Genomic DNA, 22,113 nt, shown 5'->3' on the forward strand with positions numbered 1-22,113 from the left:
TCGGATGATGCCGAGACGGTCAGATGATGTTGAGGGCGCCCGCGGCGCCGATTCCGCCGAGCACCATGAACACGGGCATCAGCACCTTCAGCTCCACCCAGCTGCCGGCCCGGAACCGCATGGCCTTCGGCGGGCCCAGCGCGTACCAGCGCTTGCGGCCGAGGGGGATCGGCCAGAGGATCGGGCAGCCCGAGACGGTCAGCGCGTCGCCGATGTCGTGGACGAGGGCGCCGAGGACGATGGGCAGCCCGAGCCACATGTACTCCTGGCCGGGTGCGTCGAAGAACCAGTTCGAGCCGTGGCCGGGCTGGTCCAGCACGCCGGCGAGGATCCAGGCGCTGGTCGCCCCGAGCATCCAGACGAGTACGTCGCTGGAGACGCGGGCGGCCCGCCAGAGCAGGCCCTCGACGGCGAGCACCAGGTGGACGAAGAGGATGGCGAGGACCGCCCAGCGTCCCCCGAGGATCGCGGCGCCCGAGGCCGCCGCTCCGATGAGGACGGCCCACAGCCAGGTGTGGGTCAGGGTCCGGTGGCCGCCGTTGCGCCGGGGGTCGCCGGGGCCGCGGGTGGCCTTGTACACGGAGTGGGAGATCTTGTCGACGACCTCGCAGAGCCCCTTGGACACCGGTCCGAAGGCGCGGGAGATGGTGGCCGACTTGTGGTCGAGGTCGGGGGCGAGCGCGGCGCCCGCCGTGATCAGCGCGCCGACGACCAGGACGGGCCAGGGCATGGTGTGCCCCGCGGCAGCGGCCGCCGCGCCCACCCCGAGCCAGGCCGCCGCCCCGGACAGTGAGTGTGCCGGTCCCATCATGGTGTTTTCCGCCCCCAGAACTTGGTGCGGCCGACGCCGTTGCGGCGCGGCCGAGTTGAGTGGGAAGCCTACCGCCCGTGATCTTCGTACGGCCGTCCGGTTCCCTCATCCGGACGGAAGGCAGGCAAGATGGGGGGCGTGACCCTTATCGATCAGCTGCCCACGACCGCGGACCCGGACGCTCTCTTCGAGGCTTTCTCCTCGTGGACCGAGAGTCAGGGAATCGACCTCTACCCCGCTCAGGAGGAGGCGCTGATCGAGGTGGTCTCCGGGGCGAACGTCATTTTGTCCACGCCGACCGGCTCGGGCAAGAGCCTGGTCGCGGCGGGTGCGCACTTCACGGCGCTGGCGCAGGACAAGGTCACCTTCTACACCGCTCCGATCAAGGCGCTGGTCTCGGAGAAGTTCTTCGACCTGTGCAAGCTCTTCGGCACGGAGAACGTCGGGATGCTGACGGGCGACGCCTCGGTCAACGCCGACGCGCCCGTCATCTGCTGCACGGCGGAGGTGCTGGCCTCGATCGCGCTGCGCGACGGCAAGTACGCCGACATCGGCCAGGTCGTGATGGACGAGTTCCACTTCTACGCGGAGCCCGACCGCGGCTGGGCGTGGCAGATCCCGCTGCTGGAGCTGCCGCAGGCCCAGTTCGTCCTGATGTCGGCGACCCTCGGCGATGTCGCGATGTTCGAGAAGGACCTCACCCGGCGGACCGGCCGGCCGACCTCCGTGGTGCGTTCGGCGACGCGTCCGGTGCCGCTCAGCTACGAGTACCGCCTCACGCCGATCACCGAGACGCTGACCGAACTGCTGGACACCCGGCAGTCCCCCGTCTACATCGTGCACTTCACGCAGGCCGCCGCCGTGGAGCGGGCGCAGTCGCTGATGAGCATCAACATGTGCAGCAAGGAGGAGAAGGAGAAGATCGCCGACCTGATCGGCAACTTCCGCTTCACCACCAAGTTCGGCCAGAACCTCTCCCGGTACGTACGCCACGGCATCGGGGTCCACCACGCCGGGATGCTGCCCAAGTACCGCCGCCTGGTGGAGAAGCTCGCGCAGGCGGGCCTGCTGAAGGTGATCTGCGGTACGGACACCCTCGGCGTCGGGGTCAACGTCCCGATCCGCACGGTGCTGTTCACGGCGCTCACCAAGTACGACGGCACCCGGGTGCGGACACTGCGGGCGCGTGAGTTCCACCAGATCGCGGGGCGGGCCGGGCGGGCCGGGTTCGACACGGCCGGGTTCGTCGTGGCGCAGGCCCCCGAGCACGTCATCGAGAACGAGAAGAACGTCAAGAAGGCGGGCGACGACCCGAAGAAGAAGCGCAAGGTCGTCCGCAAGAAGGCCCCGGAGGGCTTCGTCGCCTGGTCGGAGACGACCTTCGACAAGCTGATCCAGTCCGATCCCGAGCCGCTCACCTCGCGCTTCCGGGTCACCCACACCATGCTGCTGTCGGTCATCGCCCGTCCGGGCAACGCCTTCAAGGCGATGCGCCACCTGCTGGAGGACAACCACGAGCCGCGCAGGGCCCAGTTGCGGCACATCCGGCGGGCCATCGCCATCTACCGCTCACTGCTCGACGGCGGTGTGGTGGAGCAGCTCGCGGAGCCGGACGCCGAGGGCCGGATCGTCCGGCTGACCGTGGACCTCCAGCAGGACTTCGCGCTGAACCAGCCGCTCTCCACCTTCGCGCTCGCCGCGTTCGACCTGCTGGACGCCGAATCCCCGTCGTACGCGCTGGACATGGTCTCCGTCGTCGAGTCGACGCTCGACGACCCGCGCCAGATCCTCGCCGCCCAGCAGAACAAGGCGCGCGGCGAGGCGGTCGGGCAGATGAAGGCGGACGGCGTCGAGTACGAGGAGCGCATGGAGCGGCTCCAGGAGGTCACGTACCCGAAGCCCCTGGGCGAGCTGCTGTGGCACGCCTACGACGTGTACCGCAAGAGCCACCCGTGGGTCGGGGACCACCCGGTGTCGCCCAAGTCGGTGATCCGGGACATGTACGAACGCGCCATGACATTCACGGAGTTCACCTCCAACTACGAGCTCGCCCGGACCGAGGGCATCGTGCTGCGCTACCTCGCGAGCGCGTACAAGGCGCTGGAGCACACGATTCCGGACGACCTCAAGTCCGAGGATCTTCAGGACCTGATCGCCTGGCTCGGCGAGATGGTGCGCCAGGTGGACTCCAGTCTGCTGGACGAGTGGGAGCAGCTCGCCAACCCGGAGGTGGAGACCGCCGAGCAGGCGCAGGAGAAGGCCGACGAGGTCAAGCCGGTCACCGCGAACGCCCGCGCCTTCCGGGTGCTGGTGCGCAACGCGATGTTCCGCCGGGTCGAGCTGGCCGCGCTGGACCGGGTCCGGGATCTCGGCGAGCTGGACGCGGACTCCGGCTGGGACGAGGACCGCTGGGGCGAGGCGATGGACGCCTACTGGGACGAGTTCGAGGAGCTGGGTACGGGCCCCGACGCGCGTGGCCCCAAGCTGCTCAAGATCGAGGAGGACCCGGCGCACGGGGTGTGGCGGGTGTGGCAGGCTTTCGCCGACCCGAACGGTGACCACGACTGGGGTATCCGCGCAGAAGTGGATCTCGCGGCTTCCGACGAAGAAGGCCGCGCGGTCGTGCGCGTCACCGACGTGGGTCAGCTGTGAGCCCGGCCGCGACGGTGACGGCGGGGCGGCGAGAGTGGAGAAGAAGCGCATGACGAACCCCGCCGAGCTCCTGGTCGACCTGCTCGACCTGGAACGGATCGAGGTCAACATCTTCCGTGGCCGGAGCCCCGAGGAGTCCCTCCAGCGGGTCTTCGGCGGCCAGGTCGCGGGCCAGGCGCTGGTCGCTGCCGGCCGGACCACCGACGGCGACCGGCCGGTGCACTCGCTGCACGCCTACTTCCTGCGCCCCGGGCGACCGGGCGTGCCGATCGTGTACCAGGTGGAGCGGGTGCGCGACGGCCGCTCCTTCACGACGCGGCGGGTCACGGCGGTGCAGGAGGGCCGGACGATCTTCAACCTGACGGCCTCCTTCCACCGGCCCGAGGAAGCGGCCTTCGAGCACCAGCTGCCGCCCGCCCGCATCGTCCCGGACCCCGAGGAACTGCCGACGGTCGCCGACGAGGTGCGCGAGCACCTGGGCGGGCTGCCCGAGGCGCTGGAGCGGATGGCCCGTCGCCAGCCGTTCGACATCCGGTACGTGGACCGGCTGCGCTGGACGCGCGAGGAGGTCACCGAGGCGGAGCCGCGCAGCGCGGTGTGGATGCGCGCGGTCGGCCCGCTGGGCGACGACCCGCTGGTGCACACCTGCGCGCTGACGTACGCGAGCGACATGACGCTGCTGGACGCCGTCCGCCTCCCGGTGGAGCCATTGTGGGGCCCGCGCGGCTTCGACATGGCCTCCCTGGACCACGCCATGTGGTTCCACCGCCCCTTCCGGGCCGACGAGTGGTTCCTGTACGACCAGGAGTCGCCGATCGCCACGGGGGGCCGGGGTCTGGCCCGCGGCCGGATCTACGACCGGGAGGGCAACCTGCTGGTCTCGGTGGTGCAGGAGGGGCTGTTCCGGCGCCTGGGGGCGTAGACCGCCTGCCGCCCTGACGGGGTGGCGCATCGGGCGGCGCGCGCAGAGGTTGACGCCCCATCAGGAAATCACCTCATCGGGGCACGTCTCACTCGTGTGCGCACCAGGACCACACGGATGGGCGACTGTGCTCGGCGCCCGGCCGGACCAAGATCGATCGCATGAGATCCTCCTTGATCCGTCGCACCTGCGCCGCGTCCCTGATGCTCGCGGCGGCCGTGGCCCCCGCCGTGGCGGCACAGTCCGACACCACCCCCGCGCAGCCGTCCGCCGCACGGCCCGCCGCCGCACCGCCCGCCGGGGCGCACGCCCGGCTGCTGGGCGAGAAGATCGTCCCGCGCGGGCTCTCCTTCGAGAACACGACGGTGGGCGGGCTGTCCGGCATCGACCGCAACCCCTGCACCGGCGAGTACGTCCTGATCAGTGACGACCGCTCCGTCCAGCAGCCCGCCCGCTTCTACACCGCCGCCATCGAGGTGGACGGAGCCGGGGTCCACTCCGTCGACTTCACCTCCACCCACCCGTTTCTCCAGCCGGACGGCTCGGTCTATCCGCCGGCGAGCGTCAACGACGGCAAGGCCGTCGACCCGGAGGAGATCCGGGTCGACCCGCGCACCTGCCGCTACTGGTGGGCGCAGGAGGGCGACCGCCCGACGTCCGCCACCGCACCGGTGATCCAGCCGTCGATCCAGTTCGCCTCCCCCGCGGGCGCGTACCTGGGTCAGCTGCGGCTGCCGCCCAACTACGTGATCACCCTGGAGGACCGGGGACTGCGGCGGAACAAGGCGGTGGAGGCGATCACCTTCGGGTCCGGGGACCGCGTCCTCACCAGCGCCGTCGAGGGCCCGCTCCTCCAGGACGGCCCGGAGCCCGACCTGGAGAACGGCGCGCTGGTCCGCGTCACCCAGCAGAGCCGGGGCGGGGACGTGCTCGCGCAGTACGCGTACCCGATCGAGAAGATCTTCGCCGCCTCCGACCCGACCAGCCCGTGGCCCCCGGACACCGGCGTCCCGTCGATCCTCGCCTTCCCCGACGACCCGAGCCGCTACCTGGTGCTCGAACGCTCCTGGGTGGCCGGATCGGACTACAAGATCCGCCTGTACGACGCCACCACCCGGGGCGCGACCGACGTACAGCGCGTCGACTCCCTGACCGGGCGGCGGGTCGTACCGATGCGCAAGAAGCTGGTCGCGGACTTCGACGACCTCAACCTCTCCACGGTCGACAACACCGAGGGGATGACCTGGGGCCCGGTCCTGCGGGGCGGTGAGCGCACCCTGCTGCTGGTCAGTGACGACAACTTCGCGAGCGACGCGGTGACGCAGATCGTGGCGCTCGGTATCCGCTGACCTCGCCGACGCGGACGCACGAGGGGTGCGCCTGTCGCATCCTTCGTCACCGCCGGAGCCGGGTCCGGCATCCCGACGACTGCTCCGGGCCCGGGGCGGCCCGTCCCACGCGTCCGGCCCGCACCCGCTCCGCGCGGGCGTGTTCCGTCCGCGCCGCCCGCCGTCAGCGGGCCTGGGGCCATCCTCCGCGTCCGGCCACGTCCAGTACCAGCGCGGCGATGTTCCACGCGTCGTCGTCGCCCCGGTGGTGACGGCCCTCCAGCGGCAGTCCGGCGATCTCCAGCGCCTGCGCCATGCCGGGTCTCCGCCGCAGTCCCCGGTCCTCGGTGAACGTGGCCTTGGCGTTGGTGTGGTGGTGGCCGAAGGGGTACGGGACACCGAACGCGCGAGCCTGGCCGAGGAACATCCTGCGGTCGTAGTCGCCCCAACTCGCCCAAGGCCTCGCCCCACTGCGGTGCTCGGCCGTCAGCAGGCGGCACGCCTCGGCGAAGGAGACCCCCGAGTCGACCTCCGCCGGGGTGAGGCCGGTGAGTTCGGTGCAGAACGCCGAAACGGCCGAGCGCCGTGGCCTCACCAGCACCCGGTGCCTGGCCAGCCGCTCGCCCGCCCTCAGGTCCACGACGGTGAGGCCGATCTCCACGATCTCGCTCACCTGCCCGGCCGGGGCCTCCCCCTCCCAGCACGTCGACTCGACATCCACCACATTGAGCAGCTCGTCCCCGAAGTCCATGGCGCGAGGGTACGGGCGGCCGGCGACACACGTACATCCGGTTTCCGGGGGCCGGGGTGGCCACGACGGACCGTTCCCCGGTCCGCTCACAGCCCCGGCAGAGGCTCCTGGTCGGCCTCCCGGCGGCGGGCGCGGGTGTCCGGCGGGGCGGGGTGGAGCTTCGCGTCGCAGGTGGGGCCGAGACCGCTCCGGCGGGAGCCCGTGCCGGTGAGAGGGCGTCCGCAGAGTCGGCAGCGCACGAGCGGGCGTTCCGGGCCGCCGTCCGGAGCCGGGGCCCGGCCGGCCGGGGCCGGCGAAGTGCCGGGGAAAAGCTCGGGTGACTCCATGGGGGGGATTCTTCCAGGAGCCGGTGACAGTGGCCTGGAACCGGGGCCCGGGTCCCCGTCCGCGGGCGCCCGCCCGGATTGCCGTCCAAGGAGCGTACGGCCTTACTGGAGTGACCCACGCACCGGATACGCGCGGGCGGCCGCGCACGGAGAATCCGGCGGGGCCACGGAGTGAGAGGTACGCGATGGACCTGATCCACGTCCGCGCGGTGAGCCCGCCCGACCTGACCGACCGGGTCGTGGCACTGCTCGCCGACGATCCGTGCGTCCTCAATCTGATCGTGCAGCCGGGGGCGGCCCGTAATCCGGACGGCGACGCGATCGCCTGCGACGTGACGACGGGCGGCGCCAACGAGGTGCTCCGGGAGCTGCGGGAGATCCGTCTGGACCAGCTCGGCTCCATCGTCGTGGAACCGGTGGACATGGCGTTCTCGGGACGGGCCGACGGGGGCGGGGGCGAGGAGCAGGGTCCGCTCGCGCGGGCCCCGGTCTGGGAGCAGGTGGAGGCGCGTATCCGCGCCGAGGCCCGGTATCCGCCGAGCTTCTATCTGTACCTGGTCGTCGCCGGTCTGATCGGCTCGGTGGGCATCGTCACCAACTCGCAGATCCTGATCGTGGGAGCGATGGTCGTCGGCCCCGAGTACGGGGCGATCGTCAGCATCGCGCTGGGCATCGACCGGGGCGACCGGGTCACGATCCGAAGAGGGCTGAAGGCGCTCGGCGCGGGGCTGCTGCTGACCGTGCTGGTCACCTTCCTCTTCAGCCTGGTGATCCGGGGCTTCGGCTTCCAGTCGAAGGCGTTCGAGGCGGGGCTGCGTCCGGTGTCCGACCTGATCAACACCCCCAACTTCTTCTCGGTGGCGGTGGCGACGCTGGCGGGCGTCGTCGGCATCGTGTCGCTCACCGAGGCGCGGACGAGCGCGCTGCTCGGGGTGTTCATCTCGGTCACGACCATTCCGGCCGCCGCCGCCATCGCCGTCTCCGTCGCCTTCACCAGCTGGCAGGAGGCGTGGGGGTCGCTGATCCAGCTCCTGGTGAACATCGTGGTCCTGATCCTCGTCGGTACGGGCACCCTGCGGTGCCAGCGGGCGATCTGGAGGCGGGTCGCCCGGAAGCGTGAGGGTCCTGCCGGTGTGGCGGGGCACGGCTGACCGTCCGCGTCCCCGACTGACGGGGCAGTGCACGGCGGGCAGTACACCTCGCCTCTGGGCGTGCCGGACCGCGCGGTGCCGGGGATCATCGAAGGGACTCGGCGAAGGGACCCGGCGAAGGCATTCGTCGAAGTCGGGGGGCGCGTCAGCACCTCACGCCTCGGGAAAGTCAGGAGAGCCCGCCATGCCCCAGGACCGCCGTCCAGCCCCGCGCACCAGGCCTCGCGCCACCCCCGCCGAGCGGGCCGCCGCGGGCAAGGCCGTACGCCGGAGGGTCCCCCGGTCGGCCCACGCGGCCTTCGAGCCCGCCGCGCGCCGGTTCGATCCGTTGACGGTCCTGGAGACCCAGTCGGCGGCGCGCGTGCCGGAGCTGGTCCCTCTCCGGTACAGCCGGATGACCGAGTCGCCGTTCCGCTTCTACCGGGGTGCCGCCGCGATCATGGCGGCGGACCTGGCCGGTACGCCGGACTCCGGGATCACGGCGCAGCTGTGCGGTGACGCGCATCTGCTGAACTTCAGGCTGCTGGCCTCGCCGGAGCGCAATCTCGTCTTCGACATCAACGACTTCGACGAGACGCTGCCCGGCCCGTGGGAGTGGGACGTGAAACGGCTCGCGGCGAGTCTCGTCATCGCCGCGCGGGCGAACGGGTTCTCGGACCGTGAGCGCGCGCACCTGGTCCAGGCATCCGTGCGGTCGTACCGGGAGTCGATGGCCCGGTTCGCCGCGATGCGCAATCTGGAGGTCTGGTACGCGAAGATCGACGAGGCGCAGCTGCGGGCCGTCGCGACGACGCAGCTCGCCGAGCGCGGCCGCAAGAACCTCGACCGCGCCCTGCTGAAGGCCCGTACCCGGGACAGCCGGCAGGTCCTCGCGAAGCTCACCGAGTGGTCAGGCGGCCGGCGTCGGATCCAGTCGGACCCGCCTCTGGTCGTACCGCTCGCGGAGCTGGTGCCGGAGGCGGAGGCCGTCGAGACGCAGGAGTGGTTCCGGGTCCTCCTGCGGCGGTACGGCCGCAGCCTCCCCTCCGACCGCCGGGCGCTGCTCTCCGGCTTCCGGCTGGCGGACGTGGCCCGCAAGGTGGTCGGTGTGGGAAGCGTCGGTACGCGCTGCTGGATTCTGCTCCTCCTGGGCCGCGACGACGACGATCCGCTCTTCCTCCAGGCCAAGGAGGCCGACACCTCGGTCCTCGCCGACCACGTCGGGACGAGCCACTACCGCAACCAGGGCGAACGCGTCGTGGCGGGGCAGCGGATGATGCAGGCGACGAGCGACATCTTCCTCGGCTGGGAGCGGGCGGAGGGTTTCGACGGCCGGCGCCGCGACTTCTACATCCGTCAGCTGCGCGACTGGAAGGGGATCGCGGAGCCGGAACGGATGGTGCCCAAGGGGATGACGCTCTTCGGCGAGGTCTGCGGGGCGACCCTGGCCCGCGCCCACGCCAGGTCGGGCGACCGGATCGCCATCGCGGGATATCTGGGGCGGAGCGACGCCTTCGACCGGGCCGTCGGCGCGTTCGCGGAGGCGTACGCGGACCGCAACGAGCGGGACCACGAAGCGCTCGTCGCGGCGGTGCGCGCCGGACGGCTGCCCGCCGCGGACCCCTCGGCAACCCGGTGAGCACATGCGTGCGCCCCGACTGCCTCGACCGGCCGTCGGGGCGCACGCACGGGTGCACCGTCCTCAGGTGGTTCGCTCGGTACGCGCGCACAGAGCCCAGATGACGAAGATGTTGATGGCGATGAGGATGATCGACCAGAACGGGTAGTACGGCAGCCAGAGGAAGTTGGCGAGCGCACCCAGACCTGCCAGCACCACACCGACGAGCCGGGCCCACAGCGCGCCGGTGAACAGGGCGCATCCGGCCAGGACGATGACGATGCCCAGGATGAGATGGACCCAGCCCCAGCCCGTGAGGTCCCACTGGAAGATGTAGTTGCGGGTGGTGACGAACACGTCGTCCTTGGCGATGGCGGCGATGCCTTCGAAGATCGCCATCGCTCCGCCGAAGATCATCAGAACGCCCGCGAACGCGGTCCATCCGGACTGGAACGCGGTGGTCTTCCGGGTGGTTCTGGCCATGGTCGGCCTCCTTGCGGTACCCGTAGCCCCTGAGCGGCCCGAGCGGCGGGCCGGCGACGGTGCCTCCTGCAAGCCTGGCACGCGGCCACCCGATCGGCATACGGACGGCATAAAGGCACGGAGACGCCCCACCCGTTCCCACTTACGGGATATGATCCCGGATATGAGAGAAGACAGCGAGGCGGAGTCCGCGGACCGGCGGCTGGCCGCCCGGCTCACCTCTCTCCGGGCCGAGCACGGCTGGTCCCTGGACGAGCTGTCAGGCCTGACCGGCCTGAGCAGATCCACCCTGTCGCGGGTGGAACGGGGCGAGCTGAGCCCGACCGCGGCGTCGCTGGGCCGGCTGTGCGCGGCGTACGGGCGGACGATGTCGCGCCTGCTGATGGAGGTCGAGTCGGAGCCGCCCCTCCTCGTGCCCGCCCGGTCCCAGCAGGTCTGGTACGACGCGTCCGTCGGCTTCACCCGCCGGTCGGTGTCGCCGCCGCACCCGGGGCTGCGCGGCGAGATCGTCGAGGGCACCCTCGACGCGGGCGCGACGATCTCCTACGAGAACCCCCCGGTCCCCGGCATGGAACAGCACCTGTGGGTACGGGAAGGAATGGTCGGGATCACCGTCGACGGGACCACGCACACCCTGGGCGCCGGCGACTGCCTGCGGTTCCGGCTGCTCGGCCCCTCCCGCTTCCACTGCCCGGGGCCGGAACGGACCCGCTACGTCCTGATGATCGTGATGCCGTGAAAGGAACCCTTCCCATGACCGAGATCGTCCCCGTGTCCGGCCCCGAACTCGTCACGTACGCGGACGAACTGGCCGCCCTCCTGGTGGACACCGTGCACAGCGGCGCGTCGGTCGGCTTTCTCGTCCCGCTCGACCGGGGCGACGCGGCCGACTGGTGGCGGGAGCGCGCGCGGGCCGTGGAGGAGGGCCGCCTGCGGGTGTGGATCGCCCGGGACGGCGAGCGGGTGGCGGGCACCGTCAGCCTCGTACCCGCCCCGCTGCCGAACGCCCGCCATCGCGCCGAGGTCGCGAAGCTGATGGTCCGCCCGTCCGGCCGGGGGCGCGGGCTCGGCCGGGCGCTGCTGACGGCCGTGGACGAGTGGGCGGCCTCGGCGGGCCTGTCGCTGCTGGTGCTGGACACCGAGACCGGGAGCGTGGCCGAGCGGCTCTACCGGGCGACGGGCTGGACGGAGTGCGGCTCGGTGCCGGGCTACGCGCAGGACGCGGCCGGGGCCCTCAAGGCCACGACCTACTACTACAAGGTCCCCGGGAAGGCCGAGGCGGACGCCGGCCCGGACGGCGCCGGGGTCACAATGGGCCCCGACGCCTCCTGACCGGGCGGCACTCTTGACGCGAGGAGTTACCGATGACGCTGCACGACATCCCCCTGCACACCCTGACCGGCGAGCCGACGACGCTGGGCGCCTGGAGCGGCAAGGCGGTGCTGCTGGTGAACGTCGCGTCCAAGTGCGGCCTCACCCCCCAGTACGAAGGCCTGGAGCGCCTGCAGAACACCTACGGCGAGCGGGGGTTCACCGTCCTGGGTGTGCCGTGCAACCAGTTCGCCGGGCAGGAGCCGGGCACCGCCGAGGAGATCCAGACCTTCTGCTCGACGAATTACGGGGTCAGCTTCCCGCTGCTGGCGAAGACCGACGTCAACGGTGACGGCCGGCACCCGCTCTACGCGGAGCTGACAAAGCTGGCGGACGCCGACGGCGAGGCCGGGGACGTCCAGTGGAACTTCGAGAAGTTCCTGATCTCCCCCGCCGGTGAGCCGGTCGCCCGCATCCGCCCGCGCACCGAGCCGGAGGCGCCCGAGGTCGTGGCCGCGATCGAGGCGCAGCTGCCCGCCTGACGGCCGCCGCCGAAACGGCCGGGGCGCCGGGGGTACGTACCCCCGGCGCCCCGGCCGTTTCGGCGGGTCAGCGGATCGGCATGCCGGAGAGGGTGCGGGCGATCACCAGGCGCTGGATCTCGCTGGTGCCCTCGAAGATGGTGTAGATCGCCGCGTCACGGTGCATCCGCTCGACCGGGTACTCACGGGTGAAGCCGTTGCCCCCGAGGATCTGGACGGCCTGGGCGGTGACCTGCTTGGCGGTCTCGCTGGCGTAGAGCTTCGACATCGAGCCCTCGGCGGAGGTGAAGGGCTTGTTGGTGGTGGCCATCCAGGAGGCGCGCCAGACCAGCAGCCGGGCCGCGTCGATCCGGGTGCGCATGTCGGCGAGCTGGAAGGCGATGCCCTGGTTGTCGATGATCGGGCGGCCGAACTGGGTACGCGTCTTGGCGTAGTCGAGGGCGACCTCGTACGCGGCGCGGGCGGTGCCGACCGCCATGGCGCCGACGGCCGGGCGGGACGCCTCGAAGGTGGCCATCGCGGCGTTCTTCACCCGCTCCCCGCCGGACTTGGCCCGCTCGCGGGCGCGGGCGAGGCGCTCGTCGAGCTTCTCCTTGCCGCCGAGGAGGCAGTGGCCGGGGACGCGGACGTCCTCCAGGACCACCTCGGCGGTGTGGGAGGCCCGGATGCCGTGCTTCTTGAACTTCTGGCCCTGGGAGAGGCCCGGGGTGTTCGGCGGCACGATGAAGGAGGCGTGGCCCTTCGAGCCGAGTTCGGCGTCGACGACGGCCACCACGACGTGGACGTTGGCGATGCCGCCGTTGGTAGCCCAGGTCTTGGTGCCGTTGAGCACCCACTCGTCCTTGGCCGCGTCGTAGACGGCCCGGGTGCGCATCGAGGCGACGTCGGAACCGGCGTCGGGTTCGGACGAGCAGAAGGCGGCGAGCTTGACGTCGTCGGCGTCGCCGTACATCTGCGGGATCCAGGTGCCGATCTGCTCCTCGGTGCCGTTGGCCAGCACGCCCACGGCCGCCAGGCCCGTACCGACGATCGACAGGGCGATGCCCGCGTCGCCCCAGAAGAGCTCCTCCATCGCCACCGGGATGCCGAGGCCGGTGGGGTCGAAGAACTGCTGGGCGTAGAAGTCGAGCGAGTAGATGCCGACCTTGGCGGCTTCCTGGATGACGGGCCAGGGAGTCTCCTCACGCTCGTCCCACTCCGACGCCGCCGGCCGGATCACATCGGCTGCGAAACCGTGGAGCCAGTCGCGCACCTGCTTCTGGTCGTCGTTGAGCTCAAGCGTGAACTCTGCCATGTTCCCCTCCATGCACTGCCCGACATCGCGTTACTTACGGTAACAGCAGTCTGTTACCGGCAAGTAGCCGCTGTCAACCGCACCCGGACCGATCGGCGCCCTGTCGGAGCGGGGTGTTACGTTTCCCGGGCGCGCGCAAAGCGCCAGGCCAGAGGTGTCAGGGGTGGGGAAAGGGCGACAGATGGAGACCGCACGACAGGCCGACCGGCAGCGGACGGCGGCCGAGCAGCGGCGCAGGGAACTGCTGGAGGCAGCCGACCGGGTCGTACTCAGGGACGGCCCCAGGGCCTCCATGAACGCCATCGCCGCCGAGGCGGGCATCACCAAGCCGATCCTCTACCGCCACTTCGGCGACAAGGGCGGCCTCTACCGCGCCCTCGCACAGCGCCACACCGACGCCCTGCTCAGCAACCTGCGCGCGGCGCTCGACGCCCCGGCCGAACGCCGCCGGCGGGTCGAGAACACCCTCGACACCTACCTCGCGGCCATCGAGACCCGCCCGCAGGTCTACCGCTTCCTCATGCACCCGTCGGACGACACCCCTGCCCCCGAGCAGGGGTTCGACACGGGCCGCCACTCCGTACCCCTGCTGCGGCGCCTGGGCGAGGAGCTCGGCCAGGTGATCGCGGAGCGCGTGGACCTCGGCACGGACGGCGAGGAGACGGCCCGGATCTGGGGACACGGCATCGTCGGGATGATGCACGCGGCGGGCGACTGGTGGCTCGGCGACCGGCCCGTCCCGCGCGAACGGCTGGTACGCAACCTCGCCGACCTGCTCTGGGGCCGGCTCGCCGAGGTCGGCGACCGGCCGGGCGCACCCGGCTTCTGAGGGCCCCTACGGCGGCTGCGGCTGTTCAGGGCATGGTTCAGCCCTGGGCGGCCCAGGGAGCCCGGCGGGCCTTGCGCAGCGCCCGCGCCCGGCGCAGTCCGGTCAGCCGGTCGGTGTAGACCGTGCCGTCCAGGTGGTCGCACTCGTGCTGGAGGCAGCGCGCGAACCAACCCGTACCGGTGATCTCCACCTCGTCGCCGGTGACGTTGCGCCCGCGTACCACCGCCCGGTCGAAGCGCGGGGTGCCGGCCTCGATGCCCGGCAGCGACAGACACCCCTCCGGGCCGCGTACGGTGATGCCGTCCGCCTCCACCAGCCGGGGGTTGACCACGTGGCCGAGGTGGCGGACGTCCTCGTCGTCCGGGCAGTCGTATACGAACACCCTCAGCGGCACACCGATCTGGTTGGCCGCAAGGCCGACCCCGCGGGCCGCGTACATGGTGGCGAACATGTCCTCCACCAGCCGGGCGAGGGAGGGACCGAAATCGGTGACGTCCTCGCAGCCGTGGTGGAGGACGGGGTCCCCGAGGGTGCTCACGGTACGAATGATTCCGGAACTGCCGGGGATCGGGCGGTTTCGCATGGCCGTAAGGGTACGGTCCGCCTTGACCGCCCCGTTCCGTGGTGCCGCGGTGCGGCCGTCGCTCCGGACATCGATAGGCTGGGCGTGGACCGATGCAAGGAGGATCTAGGACGATGGCAGGCAACACGGAGCCGTTGTCGCCGCGGGCCAAGCTGGCCGTGACGGCGGGCAAGGCCGCGGCGGCGGTGTCGCGCGCGGCGGGGCGTGGCAGCGGATCGGTGATCGGCGGCCGGGTGGCGCTCAAGCTCGACCCCGACCTGCTGGGGCGGCTGGCGCAGCACCTGGACGTGATCCTCGTGTCGGCGACGAACGGCAAGACGACCACCACCCGGCTGATCGCCGAGGCGCTGCGGGCCGCCGGGCCCGTCGTCTCGAACGCGCTCGGCGCGAACATGCCCGCGGGCATCACCTCGGCGCTGGCCGGCGGATCGGACGCCCGGTTCGGCGTGATCGAGGTCGACGAGAAGTACCTCGCCGGAGTGGCGCGCGACACGACGCCCAAGGCGATCGCGCTGCTCAACCTCTCCCGCGACCAGCTCGACCGCGCCGCGGAGACCCGCATGCTGGCGGAGCACTGGCGCGAGGGACTGGCGGGCTCGAAGGCCGTCATCATCGCCAACGCGGACGACCCGCTGATCGTCTGGGCGGCCTCGTCCTCCCAGAACGTCGTGTGGGTGGCGGCCGGCCAGGCGTGGAAGGACGACGCCTGGTCCTGCCCCTCCTGCGGCGGTGTGATGCAGCGCCCCGGGGACGACTGGTTCTGCGGTCAGTGCGGTTTCCGCCGTCCGGCGCCGAGCTGGGCGCTCAACGGCGACTACGTGCTCGACCCGCACGGCTCCGCGTGGCCGATCCACCTGCAGCTGCCCGGTCGCGCGAACAAGGCGAACGCGACGTCGTCGGCCGCCGTGGCCGCCGTCTTCGGCGTGCCCCCGCAGGTGGCCCTGGAGCGGATGTACCAGGTGCAGGCCGTCGCGGGCCGCTACGACGTGGTCTCGTTCCACAACCGCGACCTGCGGCTGCTGCTGGCGAAGAACCCGGCCGGCTGGCTGGAGACCTTCTCGCTCATCGACCCGCCGCCGACGCCGGTGATCCTCTCCGTGAACGCGCGCGGCGCGGACGGCACGGACACCTCGTGGCTGTGGGACGTCGACTACACGCAGCTGTCCGGTCACCCGATCTTCGTGCTCGGGGACCGCAAGATGGACCTCGCCGTCCGGCTCGAAGTGGCCGGTCTGGACTTCCGTGTCTGCGAGACCCTGGACGAGGCCGTCCAGCTGGCCCCGCCCGGCCGCATCGAGGTCATCGCCAACTACACCGCCTTCCAGGATCTGCGCCGTCGTGTCGGCAACTGATCCCCGCCAGGGCCTCCGGAGAGGACGAAGCATGAGCAACAACGGTCTGCGTCTGGTCTGGGTCTACCCCGACCTCCTCAGCACCTACGGCGACCAGGGCAACGCCCTCGTCGTCGAGCGGCGGGCACGGCAGCGCGGTCTCGACGTCCAGCGGGTCGACGTACGCAGCGACCAGCCGATCCCCACGTCCGGTGACATCTATCTCATCGGCGGCGGTGAGGACCGGCCGCAGCGGCTGGCGGCGGAGCGCCTGCGCCGCGACGGCGGGCTGAGCCGGGCCGCGTCGAACGGCGCGATCATCTTCTCGGTCTGCGCGGGTTACCAGATCCTGGGCCACGAGTTCATCAACGACCTCGGGGAGCGCGAGCCCGGGCTCGGGCTGCTCGACGTGGTGACGACCCGCGGCGAGGGCGCGCGGTGCGTCGGTGACGTACTCGGCGACATCGACCCGAACCTCGGTCTGCCGCCGCTCACCGGTTTCGAGAACCACCAGGGCATCACCCACCTCGGTCCGACGGCGCGTCCGTTCGCCCGGGTCCGGGTGGGCCGCGGCAACGGCACCGGGGACGGCACCGAAGGCGCGTACAGCGACACCGTGTTCGGGACGTACATGCACGGTCCGGTGCTGGCGCGCAATCCGCTGATCGCCGATCTGCTGCTGAAGCTGGCTCTCGACGTCAACGCGCTGCCGCCGGTGAACGACCACTGGTACGAGGCGCTGAGGTCGGAGCGCATCGCCGCGACGACCCAGCCGGCCTGATGTATCCGCCTAGTTTCAGCTGAGGTATGCACCTTGTTTCGCCTGAGGCGATTCCGGCTCAGCTGAGCGGAGTCCAGCAGGCGGACAGTGGGTTCGGTCCCGCCACCCTGCGCCGGTAGGGTGGCGGGTATTCAGCCGGACGACGCGGTCCGGTCGTCGGCCCACGTTGCAAAGGTTCCTCGGGCAATGCGCATTGGTGTCCTCACGTCCGGCGGCGACTGCCCCGGCCTCAACGCAGTCATCCGCTCCGTCGTGCACCGGGCGGTTGTCGACCACGGCGACGAGGTCATCGGCTTCCACGACGGCTGGCGCGGCCTGCTGGAGTGCGACTACCGCAAGCTCGACCTGGACGCGGTCGGCGGCATCCTCGCCCTCGGCGGCACCATCCTCGGCTCGTCCCGGGTCCAGCCCGCGCACCTGCGCGACGGCGTGGAGCGCGCCAAGGGGCACGTCGCCGACCTGGGTCTGGACGCGATCATCCCGATCGGCGGCGAGGGCACGCTGAAGGCGGCCAACCTCCTCTCGGAGGCGGGGCTGCCGATCGTCGGCGTACCGAAGACCATCGACAACGACATCGCCTCCACCGACGTCACCTTCGGCTTCGACACCGCGGTGGGTGTGGCCACCGAGGCGCTGGACCGGCTGAAGACGACCGCCGAATCGCACCAGCGGGTGCTGATCGTGGAGGTCATGGGCCGTCACACCGGCTGGATCGCCCTGCACTCGGGCATGGCGGCCGGTGCGCACGCCATCGTGGTGCCGGAGCGTCCGTTCCACATCGACGAGCTGACCAGGGTCGTCGGGGAGCGCTTCTCGGCCGGCAAGAAGTTCGCCATCGTGGTGGTCGCCGAGGGCGCCAAGCCGCAGGACGGCACGATGGACTTCGCCACCGGTTCCCAGGACATCTACGGGCACGAGCGTTTCGCGGGGATAGCGTCCCAGCTCTCGGTCGAGCTGGAGCGGCGCCTCGGTAAGGAGGCCCGCCCGGTCATTCTCGGTCACGTGCAGCGCGGTGGTACCCCGACGGCGTACGACCGTGTGCTCGCCACCCGGTTCGGCTGGCACGCGGTGGAGGCCGCGCACCGCGGCGAGTTCGGCATGATGACGGCGCTGCAGGGCACGGACATCACGATGGTGCCGCTGACCTCTGCGGTGGAGACCCTCAAGACCGTTCCGGCGGAGCGGTACGCCGAGGTGGAGTGCGTCCTCTAGGGCGTATGTCGAAAGTGGCGCCGTCCGCCCGGAGGGCGTGCCGGGCGTCGCCGGACAGGCGGGACTTTCGGCACACGGCCTGGACGCCTCCCCTCACCCCGCTCCGGCTTTCGGCGAGGAGCGGCCATGACACCCCGGGACTGCCCCCGGCCGCGAGTGCGGTCGGGGGCAGTCCTAGTCTGGACCGGACAACCGGCACGAATCGGGGACGTCCCCCAGCAGGAGTGAACAGATGGATCACGGCGGGCACGGCATGAACATGGATCTGCCGCCGTTCACACTGGGCCGCGGGCTCGCGTTGTCGGCGGACCCGTTCTTCCTGGTCGGCTGCCTCGCGGCGCTGGCCCTGTACGGCTGGGCCGTGGTGCGGCTGCGGCGGCGCGGGGACGCGTGGCCGGTCAACCGGATCGTCTTCTTCGTCGTAGGGGTGCTCAGCATCGCCCTGGTGATGTGCACCCGGCTGAACGACTACGGCATGGTCATGTTCAGCGTGCACATGATCCAGCACATGGTGATCAGCATGCTCTCGCCGATCCTGCTGCTGCTCGGCGCGCCGGTGACCCTGGCGCTGCGGGCGCTGCCGGTGGCGCGGCGGCGGGGCGGGAAGGGTCCGCGCGAGCTGCTGCTGATGCTGCTGCACAGCCGCTACATGAAGATCATCACGCATCCGGTCTTCACCATCCCGCTGTTCATCGCGAGCCTCTACGCCCTGTACTTCACCCCGCTCTTCGACTTCCTCATGGGATCGGAGCCGGGGCATCTGGCGATGATGGTGCACTTCCTCGCGGTCGGGCTGGTCTTCTTCTGGCCGATCATGGGGATCGACCCCGGGCCGCACCGGCCGGGCTACGTGATGCGGATGCTGGAGCTGTTCGCGGGGATGCCGTTCCACGCGTTCTTCGGCATCGCGCTGATGATGGCGTCCCAGCCGATGGTGGAGTCGTACAAGCACCCTCCGGCCTCGCTGGGCGTCGACGCGCTGAGCGACCAGAGCTGGGCGGGCGGTATCGCCTGGGCCTTCAGCGAGGTGCCGTCGGTGCTGGTGCTGATCGCGCTGGTCTTCCAGTGGTACCGCTCCGACCAGCGGCTCGCGAAGCGCGAGGACCGGGCGGCGGACCGGGACGGCGACCAGGAGCTGGCGGCGTACAACGCGTATCTCGCCTCTTTGCAGACGCGCGGACGGTAGCGCGGCACCCGCCTGCGGGGCGACCATGGACCCAACGGCCGCGCGGCCGACGAGGAGCGTGCGCGCATGTCCGGATCGACGAAGTCCATGGGAGTCATCACCGTCGCGGCCCTGGTGGCGGTGACGGCGTACACGGTGGCGCTGGGGAGCAACGGCTGGCTCTGGTTCGGCTGGGTGGTGCTGGGGCTGTGCACGCTCGGCATGCTCGCCGTGCGGGACGCCTGACGGGGGCGGGCGGGGCGCCCGCCCAGGGCGTGTCTGACCATGCGCGTCGGATCAGCGGGCGGTGTCCGGTGCGGTGCCTCGCAAGGCGGAGGACCGCCCGAGTACGGGACGTACTCTGGCGGTCCGACAACGCCGCGAGGTGCCATGCCGGGCGCCGACCGCCCGGCGGGAATGGTCAGACACGGCCTAAGGTCATGTGGCACGGCGGACGTTCCCTGACGGGTGTCCGGTACGAAGCAGCCCGAGGCCGATCCGGCAGAACGAGGTTCACCCTCCGTGTTCTACTACGTACTCAAGTACGCCGTGCTCGGTCCGCTGCTGCGGCTGCTCTTCCGGCCGCGCATCGAGGGTCTCGACCACATCCCCGCCGAGGGGGCCGCGATCGTCGCGGGCAATCACCTGTCCTTCTCGGACCACTTCCTGATGCCTGCCATGCTGAAGCGCCGCATCACCTTCCTGGCGAAGGCCGAGTACTTCACCGGCCCCGGGATCAAGGGGAAGCTGACGGCCGCGTTCTTCCACAGCATCGGTCAGATCCCGGTGGACAGGTCGGGCAAGGAGGCGGGTGCGGCGGCCATCCGTGAGGGGCTCGGGGTCCTCGCCGAGGGCGAGCTGCTCGGCATCTACCCGGAGGGCACCCGCTCCCACGACGGGCGCCTCTACAAGGGCAAGGTGGGGGTCGCGGTGATGGCCATCCGGGCCGGGGTCCCGGTGGTCCCCTGCGCGATGGTCGGCACCTTCGAGATCCAGCCGCCCGGGCAGAAGGTACCCAGCATCCGGCGGGTCACGATCCGCTTCGGGGAACCACTGGACTTCTCCCGGTATGCCGGGATGGACGGCCAGAAGGCGGCGATCCGGGCTGTGACGGACGAGATCATGTACGCGATCCTGAATCTGTCCGGGCAGGAGTACGTGGACGAGTACGCGGCGAAGGTGAAGGCCGCCGGTGCGGGCGCCGCGAAACGGCCCCGGCCGGGACGCTGAGGCCCGGGGACGCTGAGGCTCCGGGGGTTTCGTTCGGACCCGGGGGCGCGGGTGGCCGGAGGTGTGTCCCGGCCACCCGCACCCCTTTTCCAGGTGGGACCTGTGGCTACGGCACGGGTGTGGCGTGCGGGCCGCACGTCACGTCGTGCCGGTCGGTACGGCCGGTGAGCAGGTAGGTGTTCACCCGCTCGTTGATGCAGGTGTTCACGAGGCCGGTGACCCCGTGCGATCCGGCGTCCTGCTCGGTGATGAGCCGGGAGCCCTTGAACCGCTGGTGCAGCTCGACCGCTCCCTCGTACGGGGTGGCGGCGTCACGCGTGGACTGCACGATCAGGACGGGCGGGAGGCCCTTGCCCGTCTTCACATCCAGCGGGGTCTGCCGCTTGGTCGGCCAGGTGGCGCAGGGGAGGTTCATCCATGCGTTGGCCCAGGTCAGGAACGGGTAGTCGCGGTGCAGCCGGGTGTTGTCCCGGTCCCAGGTGCGCCAGCTGGTCGGCCACTGCGCGTCCGCGCACTCGACCGCCGTGTAGACGGCGTTGCTGTTCTCGGTGGCGATGTTGCCCGCGGTGTCGCTCAGGTCGGGGGCGATGGCGTCGACGAGTGCTTGGGTGTCGCCGGCCAGGTAGTCGCTCCAGGTCTGTGCCACCGGTGCCCAGGAGGAGTCGTAGTACGGGGCGCTCTGGAAGAAGCCGGTGAGCTCTGCGGGGCCGACGACGCCGCCGATGGGGTTCTTCTTCGCGGCGGCGCGCAGGGTGAGCCAGGCCTGCTCGACCTTCTGCGGGGTGTCGCCGATGTGGTAGACGTCGTCGTGGCGGGCGACCCACGCCTGCCAGTCCTCCCAGCGGGTCTCGAAGGCGACGTCCTGGTTGAGGTTGGCCTCGTACCAGATGTTGCTCTGCGCCGGGTTGACGACGCTGTCCACGACCATGCGGCGCAGGTGTCCCGGGAAGAGCGTGCCGTAGATCGCCCCCAGGTAGGTGCCGTAGGAGACGCCCAGGTAGTTCAGCTTCTTCTCACCGAGTGCCGCCCGGATCACGTCCAGGTCGCGCGCGGTGTTGAGGGTGGTCATCTGCGGCAGCAGATCGCCGCTGCGCTCGGCGCAGCCGGCCGAGTACTCGGCGGCGAGCTTGCGCTGGGCCAGCTTGTCGGCCTCGGTGTCGGGGACCGGGTCGGCCTTGGGCACCGCGACGTACTCCTGCGGGTCGGCGCAGGAGATCGGGGCGGAGTGGCCCACGCCGCGCGGGTCGAAGCCGACGAAGTCGTACGCGGCGGCGACCTTGGTCCAGATCGGGTTCTTGTTGGTGATCCGGGTCGGGAAGCGCAGGCCGGAGCCGCCGGGGCCACCGGGGTTGTAGACGAGGGCGCCCTGGCGCTCTGCGGCCGTCCCGGTGCTCACGTGGCGGTCGACGGAGAGCTTGATCTGCTTTCCGTACGGCTTCGCGTAGTCGAGCGGGACGGTCACCCAGCCGCACTGGATGGGCTTGGGGAGCGCGTAGTCGGCGGGACAGTCCGCCCAGTCGATGCCCGTGCGCGCCGCGCGTTCCGCGGCGATCGCGGCACCACGTGCCTCGGCCGCGCCGGTGTGCCGGTTGTCCGCTCCGGCCGCCGGTGCGGCCGTCATGCCCGCTATGAGCGTCCCCGCGATCAGAGTGCCGGCCGCGCCGAGCACTGCAGTGCGTCTCAAGTGGAACCTCCCCCATGGGTGTCGCGCCGCGTGGAGCGGCGCGGATCTACGGTTTCCCGTGGATCATTTCCCCTGTGAGCTTCCTGAGAACAGGGCGCACCACCGTTTCTTTGCCGAACCGATAAGCGGT

Annotated in this window: 22 protein-coding genes; 15 read left to right on the top strand and 7 right to left on the bottom strand. The window is 71.1% G+C overall.

All coding sequences use genetic code 11. The annotated features are described in order from the left end of the window. Positions 1-19 precede the first annotated feature (19 nt). Positions 20-811, bottom strand: coding sequence for a metal-dependent hydrolase (locus tag OG599_RS03225; RefSeq protein ID WP_327174398.1), 792 nt, complete (start codon positions 809-811; stop codon positions 20-22). 138 nt (positions 812-949) lie between these two features. On the opposite strand from OG599_RS03225, the gene OG599_RS03230 reads away from it, so the two are divergent. The 3 genes from OG599_RS03230 to OG599_RS03240 all read left to right on the top strand — a co-directional run bounded on the left by OG599_RS03230 (position 950) and on the right by OG599_RS03240 (position 5,734). After that, on the top strand, positions 950-3,463 hold the full coding sequence (locus OG599_RS03230) for a DEAD/DEAH box helicase (protein ID WP_327174399.1): 2,514 nt from the start codon (positions 950-952) through the stop codon (positions 3,461-3,463). Positions 3,464-3,512: 49 nt separating this feature from the next. Continuing rightward, the gene (locus OG599_RS03235; protein WP_327174400.1) at positions 3,513-4,385 is read left to right on the top strand and encodes an acyl-CoA thioesterase; all 873 of its coding nucleotides are present in this window, start codon (positions 3,513-3,515) and stop codon (positions 4,383-4,385) included. A gap of 161 nt (positions 4,386-4,546) precedes the next feature. Then, positions 4,547-5,734 (top strand): esterase-like activity of phytase family protein, encoded by a 1,188-nt coding sequence (locus OG599_RS03240; RefSeq protein ID WP_327174401.1) that lies wholly within the window; start codon positions 4,547-4,549, stop codon positions 5,732-5,734. A 163-nt stretch (positions 5,735-5,897) separates the two neighbouring features. Here OG599_RS03240 and OG599_RS03245 read toward each other — a convergent pair whose 3' ends face one another. Both OG599_RS03245 and OG599_RS03250 read right to left on the bottom strand, forming a co-directional pair. After that, positions 5,898-6,464 carry a 3'-5' exonuclease gene (locus tag OG599_RS03245; RefSeq protein ID WP_327174402.1) on the bottom strand — a complete coding sequence of 189 codons (567 nt, stop codon included), beginning with the start codon at positions 6,462-6,464 and terminating at the stop codon, positions 5,898-5,900. 86 nt (positions 6,465-6,550) lie between these two features. Beyond that, a complete protein-coding gene (locus OG599_RS03250; RefSeq protein ID WP_327174403.1) occupies positions 6,551-6,790 on the bottom strand; it encodes a DUF6011 domain-containing protein in 240 nt (79 codons plus the stop codon). A gap of 185 nt (positions 6,791-6,975) precedes the next feature. Between OG599_RS03250 and OG599_RS03255 the strand changes: the two genes are divergently transcribed. Together OG599_RS03255 and OG599_RS03260 are read left to right on the top strand one after the other, a co-directional pair. Continuing rightward, on the top strand, positions 6,976-7,941 hold the full coding sequence (locus tag OG599_RS03255; protein WP_327174404.1) for a DUF389 domain-containing protein: 966 nt from the start codon (positions 6,976-6,978) through the stop codon (positions 7,939-7,941). Positions 7,942-8,125: 184 nt separating this feature from the next. Further along, the gene (locus OG599_RS03260) at positions 8,126-9,559 is read left to right on the top strand and encodes a DUF2252 domain-containing protein (protein WP_327174405.1); all 1,434 of its coding nucleotides are present in this window, start codon (positions 8,126-8,128) and stop codon (positions 9,557-9,559) included. Between the two features lie 63 nt (positions 9,560-9,622). Here OG599_RS03260 and OG599_RS03265 read toward each other — a convergent pair whose 3' ends face one another. Beyond that, on the bottom strand, positions 9,623-10,021 hold the full coding sequence (locus OG599_RS03265; protein WP_327174406.1) for a DUF7144 family membrane protein: 399 nt from the start codon (positions 10,019-10,021) through the stop codon (positions 9,623-9,625). Positions 10,022-10,184: 163 nt separating this feature from the next. On the opposite strand from OG599_RS03265, the gene OG599_RS03270 reads away from it, so the two are divergent. Genes OG599_RS03270 through OG599_RS03280 form a run of 3 tightly spaced genes read left to right on the top strand, consistent with a single transcriptional unit; the run spans position 10,185 to position 11,874 of the window. Further along, complete coding sequence (locus tag OG599_RS03270; RefSeq protein ID WP_327174407.1) at positions 10,185-10,760, top strand: helix-turn-helix domain-containing protein; 576 nt, start codon at positions 10,185-10,187, stop codon at positions 10,758-10,760. A 14-nt stretch (positions 10,761-10,774) separates the two neighbouring features. Beyond that, positions 10,775-11,353 (top strand): GNAT family N-acetyltransferase, encoded by a 579-nt coding sequence (locus OG599_RS03275; protein ID WP_327174408.1) that lies wholly within the window; start codon positions 10,775-10,777, stop codon positions 11,351-11,353. A gap of 32 nt (positions 11,354-11,385) precedes the next feature. Then, positions 11,386-11,874 (top strand): glutathione peroxidase, encoded by a 489-nt coding sequence (locus tag OG599_RS03280; RefSeq protein ID WP_327174409.1) that lies wholly within the window; start codon positions 11,386-11,388, stop codon positions 11,872-11,874. 67 nt (positions 11,875-11,941) lie between these two features. Here the strand turns inward: OG599_RS03280 and OG599_RS03285 are convergent, their stop codons facing one another. Then, positions 11,942-13,168 (bottom strand): acyl-CoA dehydrogenase family protein, encoded by a 1,227-nt coding sequence (locus tag OG599_RS03285; protein ID WP_327174410.1) that lies wholly within the window; start codon positions 13,166-13,168, stop codon positions 11,942-11,944. 181 nt (positions 13,169-13,349) lie between these two features. Between OG599_RS03285 and OG599_RS03290 the strand changes: the two genes are divergently transcribed. Next, positions 13,350-13,997, top strand: a complete 648-nt coding sequence (locus OG599_RS03290) for a TetR family transcriptional regulator (protein WP_327174411.1) — start codon at positions 13,350-13,352, stop codon at positions 13,995-13,997. Positions 13,998-14,034: 37 nt separating this feature from the next. Here OG599_RS03290 and def read toward each other — a convergent pair whose 3' ends face one another. Beyond that, entirely contained in the window at positions 14,035-14,580 is a 546-nt protein-coding gene (def, locus tag OG599_RS03295) for a peptide deformylase (protein ID WP_327174412.1), read from the bottom strand. Between the two features lie 113 nt (positions 14,581-14,693). Between def and OG599_RS03300 the strand changes: the two genes are divergently transcribed. The 6 genes from OG599_RS03300 (at position 14,694) to OG599_RS03325 (ending at position 20,299) form a co-directional block, all read left to right on the top strand. Then, positions 14,694-15,932, top strand: a complete 1,239-nt coding sequence (locus OG599_RS03300) for a MurT ligase domain-containing protein (RefSeq protein ID WP_327174413.1) — start codon at positions 14,694-14,696, stop codon at positions 15,930-15,932. Between the two features lie 31 nt (positions 15,933-15,963). Next, entirely contained in the window at positions 15,964-16,692 is a 729-nt protein-coding gene (locus OG599_RS03305) for a type 1 glutamine amidotransferase (protein WP_327174414.1), read from the top strand. Positions 16,693-16,878: 186 nt separating this feature from the next. Beyond that, on the top strand, positions 16,879-17,904 hold the full coding sequence (locus OG599_RS03310; protein WP_327174415.1) for a 6-phosphofructokinase: 1,026 nt from the start codon (positions 16,879-16,881) through the stop codon (positions 17,902-17,904). Between the two features lie 232 nt (positions 17,905-18,136). Further along, positions 18,137-19,090 (top strand): cytochrome c oxidase assembly protein, encoded by a 954-nt coding sequence (locus tag OG599_RS03315; protein ID WP_327174416.1) that lies wholly within the window; start codon positions 18,137-18,139, stop codon positions 19,088-19,090. A gap of 66 nt (positions 19,091-19,156) precedes the next feature. Beyond that, positions 19,157-19,315, top strand: coding sequence for a hypothetical protein (locus OG599_RS03320; protein WP_327174417.1), 159 nt, complete (start codon positions 19,157-19,159; stop codon positions 19,313-19,315). A 276-nt stretch (positions 19,316-19,591) separates the two neighbouring features. Then, the gene (locus OG599_RS03325; protein ID WP_327174418.1) at positions 19,592-20,299 is read left to right on the top strand and encodes a lysophospholipid acyltransferase family protein; all 708 of its coding nucleotides are present in this window, start codon (positions 19,592-19,594) and stop codon (positions 20,297-20,299) included. 106 nt (positions 20,300-20,405) lie between these two features. On the opposite strand, the gene OG599_RS03330 is transcribed toward OG599_RS03325, so the two are convergent. Next, positions 20,406-21,983 carry an alpha/beta hydrolase gene (locus OG599_RS03330; RefSeq protein ID WP_327174419.1) on the bottom strand — a complete coding sequence of 526 codons (1,578 nt, stop codon included), beginning with the start codon at positions 21,981-21,983 and terminating at the stop codon, positions 20,406-20,408. Between the last annotated feature and the right edge of the window lie 130 nt (positions 21,984-22,113).

The organism is Streptomyces sp. NBC_01335 (genome assembly GCF_035953295.1).
Taxonomy (GTDB): domain Bacteria; phylum Actinomycetota; class Actinomycetes; order Streptomycetales; family Streptomycetaceae; genus Streptomyces.